A 6,506-nucleotide genomic window follows, 5' to 3' on the forward strand; every position below is an offset into this window, starting at 1 on the left:
GGCGCGCAGGAGGTGCCGGGGCGTGTGGGGTGGCGGAGGTAGCCGAGGCGGCGGAGGCGCGAGGGCGGGTGGCCCGGTCGGAAGGGTGGTCCGGTCGGACGAGTGGTCCGGTCAGGCGGGCGAGGGGTGCTGTGCGGGGGTGAGGCCCTCGGGAGTGCGGCGCCACTTCTCCTGGACCACGACCTCGCGCAGGCGCCAGCCGTCCGGTGTGCGGACCAGGGCGAAGGCGTAGCGGCCGCCGCAGACGAAGTCGGGGGCGGATCCCCCGTCGTGGCCGGCGAAGCGCATCGGGTTGATGTAGTCCGCCTGGACCCGGGCGGTGTCGCCGGTGTCCTGCTCCAGGAGTTCGAAGCGCACGCGTCTGTTGACGATGAGGTGCTGGCGCATGGGGAAGAGCGCCATGCTCCGCGCCAGCCACCCGGCGACCTGCCCGGCGTCCCCCTCGATGCCGCCGGCCGAGCGGTAGTCCGCGCGGCCGTGCGGTGCGAACAGGTCCTGGTACGCCGCCCAGTCGCCGTCGTCCACGGCCACCGCGTACTCGGTGATCAGGCCGTCGACGGCGAGCCGGTCCATCACGGTCGCGAGCTCCACACGCTGCGTCATCGGCTCAGTCTTGGGGCAGGACCCGCGCCACGCCAAGGGGCGTGCGGTCGGATGGGGGATATTTCCGGGAGTTCAGACCTGCGGTCGGCCGCGCCTCGGCCCTGGACATTCGGTGGCTCGGCGGCACCGCCATGACCGAACCTGGTGCCCGAGACCGAACGTGAACGCCCCTCAGCGACCGAGCCCAAGCTCCGTGTCCGTGCTCGCCACACCACCGACACGGTCACCGTCTACCAGGCGTACCGCCCGGAGATGGGCGGCCCGGCGGCGCGGCACGGTCGTTTCCCGGCCGCGTGGAAGCGGGACAGGATGACCTGGGTCATCAAGCCGCGTTCGCAGACCTCTGCTGCTATGTGACCCGTGGGTGATGCCGGAGGCTGTGCCCGGAGAGCCGGTCAGGGACACAGGTGGGCCAGGAGTTCTGCACTGGCGGGGTACTCCTGTTCCTGAGGGAGCAGTCGGGCAGCTGAGTCCAGTTCGCCGTCCCTGACGAGTGCGTGGATCTCGTGGGCGAGCGGGGTGACGTCGCTGATGGACACGATCCACTCGTCCGCGTAACGCGACGAAGCCTCACCCGAGAGACCCAGTTGCAGCGAGCGGAACGGCAGGGGATGCAGGTGCAGATCGCGTTCGGGATCCCACTGGACACGGGACGGTGCGCGCTTGAGGTCACGCTGCCAGGTGTCGCGATCGGGATGCAGGCCGCGGACGTAATGCGACAGGCAGGCATGGAGTAGCGCCCAGTCGAAGCCGTCACGAGTGATCTCGATGGCGAGAACGGTCTCCTGACCGTCCTTCATGCCCCAGCCGGAGCGGTACATCATCCACATGAAACTGGGCTTGATCCATGTCATGCGGTCAGGCTTCCATGCGGCCGGAAAGCGGCCGTCTCGGACCGCGGGCAGTCCGATCTCAGGGGAGTACGCCTGGTAGACGGTGATCGTGGAGGCCGTGTGGAGCGCACGGATTCTGCGGAGCGGTTCTTCCATGGCGCACAGCGTGGACTCGGTCAGCCCAGGTGGCCACCGATTTTTTTGTGCTGGGTGGCAGTGCTCAGACAATCGGCGTCCGCAGTGTCGATTGCATGGGGTGGAACCGTCTCGGAGCTGTGAAGACCACTTAACAACGTCGAGCAGCGTTCCCAGACCGCTGAGCGTCGGCCGGAGGCGGGAGCCACTGTGGTTCTCAGAGGCCAGCCGGGTGGCTCGAAAGCCAGTCTGCATGTCGGTCACGCATATGGTCACGCTCTGTGGGCGTGGCAAGGATGACGTCTGCGCCGCCGTCGTAGGGATGGTGGATATGGCGCAGTTCCGTGTCGGCGATGAAGACTTCGACGAGCGCTTCGTCCGCGACTGCTCGCAACAGTCCGTCGATGCAGCCGCGATTCCACCGGCGCCGGTCGGCGTACAGACGCGTGTGGGTGTGGAATTCCGGGTCGGGGTCATCCTGGTCCGACTCGGTCCACCAGCGGATGCTGTCAGCGTGCAGTGTCGGTCGTGGCGTCGAGTAGCCCGGGGGCCCGGTCGGTGTGTCCGACCAGTCCATCGTCACCACGAACACATCAGTGTCCGCGAACAGCTCGTCGAGGATCGTGTTGTACCGGTCCAGCACGATCGCGTACTCGCCCTCGGACTCCGGGTAGCGCTTCGAACCGGGGAGGCTGTGGAAACGCACCCAGAGATCCGCGTACCTGGTGCGAAACGTGTGAGCGACGGGAGGACCCGACGGATGCCGTTCCCTCCACAGAGCCGCCAGGAGATCAGGGTCGATGACGAAACTCCCCCGTGGCCGGAGCCACATCGATAGGACAGGGGGCGTTGGTCCTGTCGTGGCCGTTGATGTTCCGGTCAAGATATCGCTGGTGGGAGCCCGCCCGCCGTGCAGAAGAGGGCAGGCGTTCACTCCGATCACGGCGGACAGGTCTGTGAGCGAGGCTTGACATGGGTCATCAAGCCGTGTTCACAGACCCCGTCGTGGCAGATCATCGAGCGTGTGAGACGTGCGCCTACCCCTGTGAGCCGGCGTGCCTGTCGTTCGAGGGGACGTGAGGGACGGCGGAGCCAGGGTCGAAGCCCGCGAAGGCCAAGCCGATCACGAAACCCGCCACCTCCTCCAGCTGGCGGACTCGATCCAGCGTCCCCAGAGTCGCCGGGACTCCGCCGACGTCACGGACCAGTTCACCGACGACGTTCAGGGCGGTCGGGTCGTCGCCGCACATCGCCACCGTCACACAGACTCGGCCACCACTGGGCGGGCTCGTCCACTGTTCAGCAGGAAAGAGATGGAACGCCTTCACGACCCGGGCTCCCGGAGCAAGCTCGGCGATCCGCCCCGCCATCGTTTTGCCGTGCTCGGTGAGCAGGGTGCCGACGCCATGTGCAACGGCGTTCGTGGGATCGATCAGCGGCATTCCTTGGAGCACGCCGTCGGACGCGCCCACCAACCCCAGCATCTCTTCGACACCGTCCCAGGGCACGGCGAGGAGCACCGCATCGCGCCCGGTGACCGCCTCGCGCGGTGCGACAGCGAGCACTTTGTGCTCCAGCCGCTCAGCGAGCTTCTCCGCCTTGACCTGCGACCGTCCGCCGATCACCACCTCGTGTCCCGCACGTGCCCAGCCCTCTCCCAGGGCAGCCGCCAGTGTCCCTGTTCCCAGGATCCCGATGCGCATCTGTCTGTGCCTCTCCCTTGGCCGTCGGTCCGTTGGCCACGGTAGGAGAGGCGTTACGCACCGATCAGTGCGTGACCGGCGCGGGATGATGGACGGCGAGATGACTGATCACGACGCCCACTGCAATGAGTTGGTCGCCGATTGCCGTTTGCGCGCGGCCACAGATCTTTTCGCCCATACCTGGGATCCCGTCGTACTGGCGGCGCTTCGCTCGAGACCGCGCCGACGCCGCGAGTTGCACGCCGCGATTGGCGGCATCAGCGACAAGGTTCTGACCGACTCCTTGAACCGCCTGCTCGCGAGCGGACTGATCGAGCGGCACGCCTATGCCGAGGCACCACCACGCGTCGACTACGCCCTGACCGGCTTGGGACAGAGCCTGGTCGAGGGCCCGATGACGGCGCTCGGACGCTGGGCGATCGAGCACGGTGACGAACTTCTTGAAGCCCAGGAGGGCAGTAACGCAAGAGGTCTGTGAACAAGGCTGGACGTGGATCATGCCGTCCTTCCTGTGGATGATGTACCGCTGCGGCTGGGGTTTGGAGCTGCTGGCGTTGGAGTGCGTTCCAAGAGTGTTCGGGTGAGGGGGAGTGGGTGTGGGGGGTGTTGTGTCGGGCGCCTTGTCCGCCCGAACTGAGGTGCGTGCATCGAGTATGTGACCTTCGTGGGTGGTGCTCGTTTCCCAGGGCGGCAGGTTCTTGGAGTCGGGCAGGTGGCGGGGTGGGTGAGCTGCGGAGCAGTGCCGCGCCGTTCGTCGTGTCCGGGCTGTCCGGTGTGGCCGTGCGGACGCGTCTGAAGCAGCTGACGCCGGGTGATGAGAAGGTGCTGCGTCTGGTGGGCGGGCATCTGGGCTCGCCGGCCTCGCGGGATCTCAAGGCGCGCTGCCGGGGCGGCCTGGAGCATTCCGGGCAGTCGTGGGCGGTCCGCAGCGGGAGCTGACACCCGCCTCGTCGTCGCGGTGGGCGGGCAGTGGCATGCGCAGACGCGGCGGCTGCGGGTGCTGCAGGACCGGCTGACCGTCACGCGGGCCGACCGGGAGGCCGGGATCGTGCACGTGGTGCGCGGCGGCAAACACCTGGCCCGTACCCGGCACCACCTGGAGGCGGCTGGGCTGATGGAGTCCGCCTGGCGTGGGCGGTGGGAGGCGGAGCGCTGGTTCTGCCAGGCCGAACGGGGAGTCCGGCAAGCGCCACGGCGGGGCATCGGACCGTCCAGGCCGGATCAGGTGTTGCCGGGCGTGAGGGAACCCGCCCCCGGACCACGGACACGATCCGTGCCGCCCGGGTGCGGAGCGAACGCGGGCAATCAGAACGCCCCACACCGTCCGGGGCGTTCGACTGAGCACGAGACCTGGCGACAGGACTCACTCCCGCTCAGTATTTAGGAACGGTCTGAAGGAGGGGCAGGAGACGGTTCTGGGCGTGGAGATCAGGCGGGAGGGTTTCGAGTGGGCGCTGCGTCGCTCGGGCCTCTCGCACTACGTTCCCGAGCTGCACGAGAGCTGGGGCGCCTGGCAGCGGGAGGTCCGTCGGGCGCCCGCCCGTGTCCAGTGGGACCCCGAGCGCGACCTGCGGCTCGCCCCGCTGCCCCATCGCTCGTTGCAGCTGGGCCTGTCGGGTGAGGCGGCGGCGCGGTACGCCGACGAGTGGATCGTCGGCATCGAGGACGTGACGCCGCTCGCCAGGCAGATCCACGGCCTCGTCCGGGCACGTGACCTGGAGGCGACCACGGCACTGCTGCCGGATGAGCCGCCGTATCCCGTCGCCGACGATGTCCTGGCCCATCTGCGGAGCTGAGCGCTCAGCCGCGGCGAGGGCCGAGCAGTGCGCAGACCGCGTTCTCCTCGATCGTGCGCAGCCGTTCCACGAGGTCGGGGGTCAGTCGCGCGTTCACCTGGGTGGTGAGCGAGAAGGTGAGGGACCTGCGGCCGTCGGGGGTCGCGGAGATCAGCTGGGTGTACCCGGGGAAGTTCCCGGTGTGGCCCAGGACCACCCCGCAGCGTGTGTCGTAGCGGAAGATGGCCAGCCCCGCCCTGTTGCGGCCCGGACCGGCTGGTTCGGAGGCACCCCGGATCCAGCGCCGCTGTTCGTGCAGGATCTCTCGCGACGTCAGCTCCCCGGCGGCGTAGCCCCGGATGAACCGCGTCATGTCTCGTGGGGTGGAGATGATCCCGCCCGAGGCCCACACACCGGACGCGCTGAGCGCCTCGCTGACGTCCTCCGGAGGCGCGGGCGGCTCGACGGCGTACCCGTGCATGTACGGCTCCGGCATCTCGTATCCCAGGGGAAGGCTGGTGCCGGTCAGCCCGAGCGGCCGGTAGACGATCCGGCGCAGGAGGTCCTCGTACGTCTTGTGGGTCGCGGCCTCCGCCATCAGGGCGACGGCGATGTTGTCGGAGTTGGAGTACTGGTACCGGGAGCCCGCAGGGAACCGCAGTTCTTGGTCCGCCACGAAGTCCAGGAGCCGGCGGGGGTCGAAGGTGCGGCGGGGGTCGGCGAGGAGCAGGTCCAGGAACTCCTGGTCCTCGCTGTAGTCGGGCAGTCCGCTGGTGTGGTTGAGCAACTGCCGCAGGGTGACCGGCCACCAGGCTCGCGGCAGTCGGGGCAATGTGTCGCCGATGGTGCTGTCGAGGCTGAGCTCACCCTGCTGCACGAGGCGGAGCGCCACCGCGCCGCTGAACGCCTTCGCCGTGCTGGCGATGCGCATGTGGTCGGTGATCTCGATCGGACGGCCCGTCTCCAGGTCGGCGACACCGGCCCGCAGGACGCGTGGGCTGCCGTCCTGCTGCAGTACGACGATCACGCCGGGCGGACCTCCGGGGGTGGCGACCAGCTCTTCGAGCTGCCGTTGCAGGGCGCGCTCGTCTCTGCCGTCGGCACCGCCGTCGTCGGCGGCCCCCGCGGTCGGGGCGAGGAGCAGGCCGCCGAGGCAGGAGGCGCCGAGCAGGGCGACGAGAGAGGGGCGCCACAGACGGGGCCGGACGCGGAGACGAAGCGCGGGGCGGAGACCGGGGCGAAGGCGGAAGCGGCCGGCACGCGGGCCGGTATCGGGGTGCGGGCGGGGAGCGGGCGTGAGTGACATGAGGGTCCCGGGAAGATCGGCGGGCAGGGGCACCCTCAGCATCGGCCGGGACCGCGACGACGCGCGCGCGAGCTTGCGCTGTCCGGCGGATCGGGCGCGCGAGCCGTGTCGGTGAGTTCCCCCCAAGTGGGCTCCCGGGACCCCGTCCCCC

At 69.2% G+C, this 6,506-nt stretch carries 7 protein-coding genes and 3 pseudogenes; 5 read left to right on the forward strand and 5 right to left on the reverse strand.

Features of this window, described 5'->3' with window-relative positions; genetic code table 11:
• Window positions 1-111: 111 nt before the first annotated feature.
• A complete protein-coding gene (locus GWK25_RS17335; RefSeq protein ID WP_215451102.1) occupies window positions 112-603 on the reverse strand; it encodes a nuclear transport factor 2 family protein in 492 nt (163 codons plus the stop codon).
• 144 nt (window positions 604-747) lie between these two features.
• Here GWK25_RS17335 and GWK25_RS17340 point away from each other — a divergent pair.
• Window positions 748-933, forward strand: a pseudogene (locus tag GWK25_RS17340) (DUF4291 family protein); the annotation flags it as partial.
• 65 nt (window positions 934-998) lie between these two features.
• Here the strand turns inward: GWK25_RS17340 and GWK25_RS17345 are convergent.
• The 3 genes from GWK25_RS17345 to GWK25_RS17355 all read right to left on the reverse strand — a co-directional run bounded on the left by GWK25_RS17345 (window position 999) and on the right by GWK25_RS17355 (window position 3,274).
• Complete coding sequence (locus tag GWK25_RS17345) at window positions 999-1,592, reverse strand: DUF4291 domain-containing protein (protein WP_215451104.1); 594 nt, start codon at window positions 1,590-1,592, stop codon at window positions 999-1,001.
• A 196-nt stretch (window positions 1,593-1,788) separates the two neighbouring features.
• Window positions 1,789-2,277: a hypothetical protein gene (locus GWK25_RS17350; RefSeq protein WP_215451105.1), complete on the reverse strand. Its 489-nt coding sequence runs from the start codon at window positions 2,275-2,277 to the stop codon at window positions 1,789-1,791.
• Between the two features lie 331 nt (window positions 2,278-2,608).
• Window positions 2,609-3,274: an NAD(P)-binding domain-containing protein gene (locus tag GWK25_RS17355; protein ID WP_215451106.1), complete on the reverse strand. Its 666-nt coding sequence runs from the start codon at window positions 3,272-3,274 to the stop codon at window positions 2,609-2,611.
• Between the two features lie 100 nt (window positions 3,275-3,374).
• On the opposite strand from GWK25_RS17355, the gene GWK25_RS17360 reads away from it, so the two are divergent.
• From GWK25_RS17360 to GWK25_RS17375, 4 genes and pseudogenes are all read left to right on the forward strand, one after another.
• Window positions 3,375-3,752 carry a helix-turn-helix domain-containing protein gene (locus GWK25_RS17360; RefSeq protein WP_215451107.1) on the forward strand — a complete coding sequence of 126 codons (378 nt, stop codon included), beginning with the start codon at window positions 3,375-3,377 and terminating at the stop codon, window positions 3,750-3,752.
• Window positions 3,703-3,858: a DUF4291 family protein gene (locus GWK25_RS44290; RefSeq protein ID WP_308404251.1), complete on the forward strand. Its 156-nt coding sequence runs from the start codon at window positions 3,703-3,705 to the stop codon at window positions 3,856-3,858. Before GWK25_RS17360 ends, GWK25_RS44290 begins: the two co-directional genes overlap by 50 nt.
• Before the next feature lie 136 nt (window positions 3,859-3,994).
• A pseudogene (locus GWK25_RS17370) lies at window positions 3,995-4,485 on the forward strand (IS200/IS605 family accessory protein TnpB-related protein); the annotation flags it as partial.
• Between the two features lie 177 nt (window positions 4,486-4,662).
• A pseudogene (locus GWK25_RS17375) lies at window positions 4,663-5,070 on the forward strand (DUF4291 family protein); the annotation flags it as partial.
• A gap of 4 nt (window positions 5,071-5,074) precedes the next feature.
• Here the strand turns inward: GWK25_RS17375 and GWK25_RS17380 are convergent.
• Window positions 5,075-6,355, reverse strand: a complete 1,281-nt coding sequence (locus GWK25_RS17380; RefSeq protein WP_215451108.1) for a serine hydrolase — start codon at window positions 6,353-6,355, stop codon at window positions 5,075-5,077.
• Window positions 6,356-6,506 lie beyond the last annotated feature (151 nt).

Origin of the sequence: Streptomyces sp. ATCC 21386 (assembly GCF_018728545.1) — a bacterium.
In the GTDB taxonomy this organism is placed as follows: Bacteria; Actinomycetota; Actinomycetes; order Streptomycetales; family Streptomycetaceae; genus Streptomyces.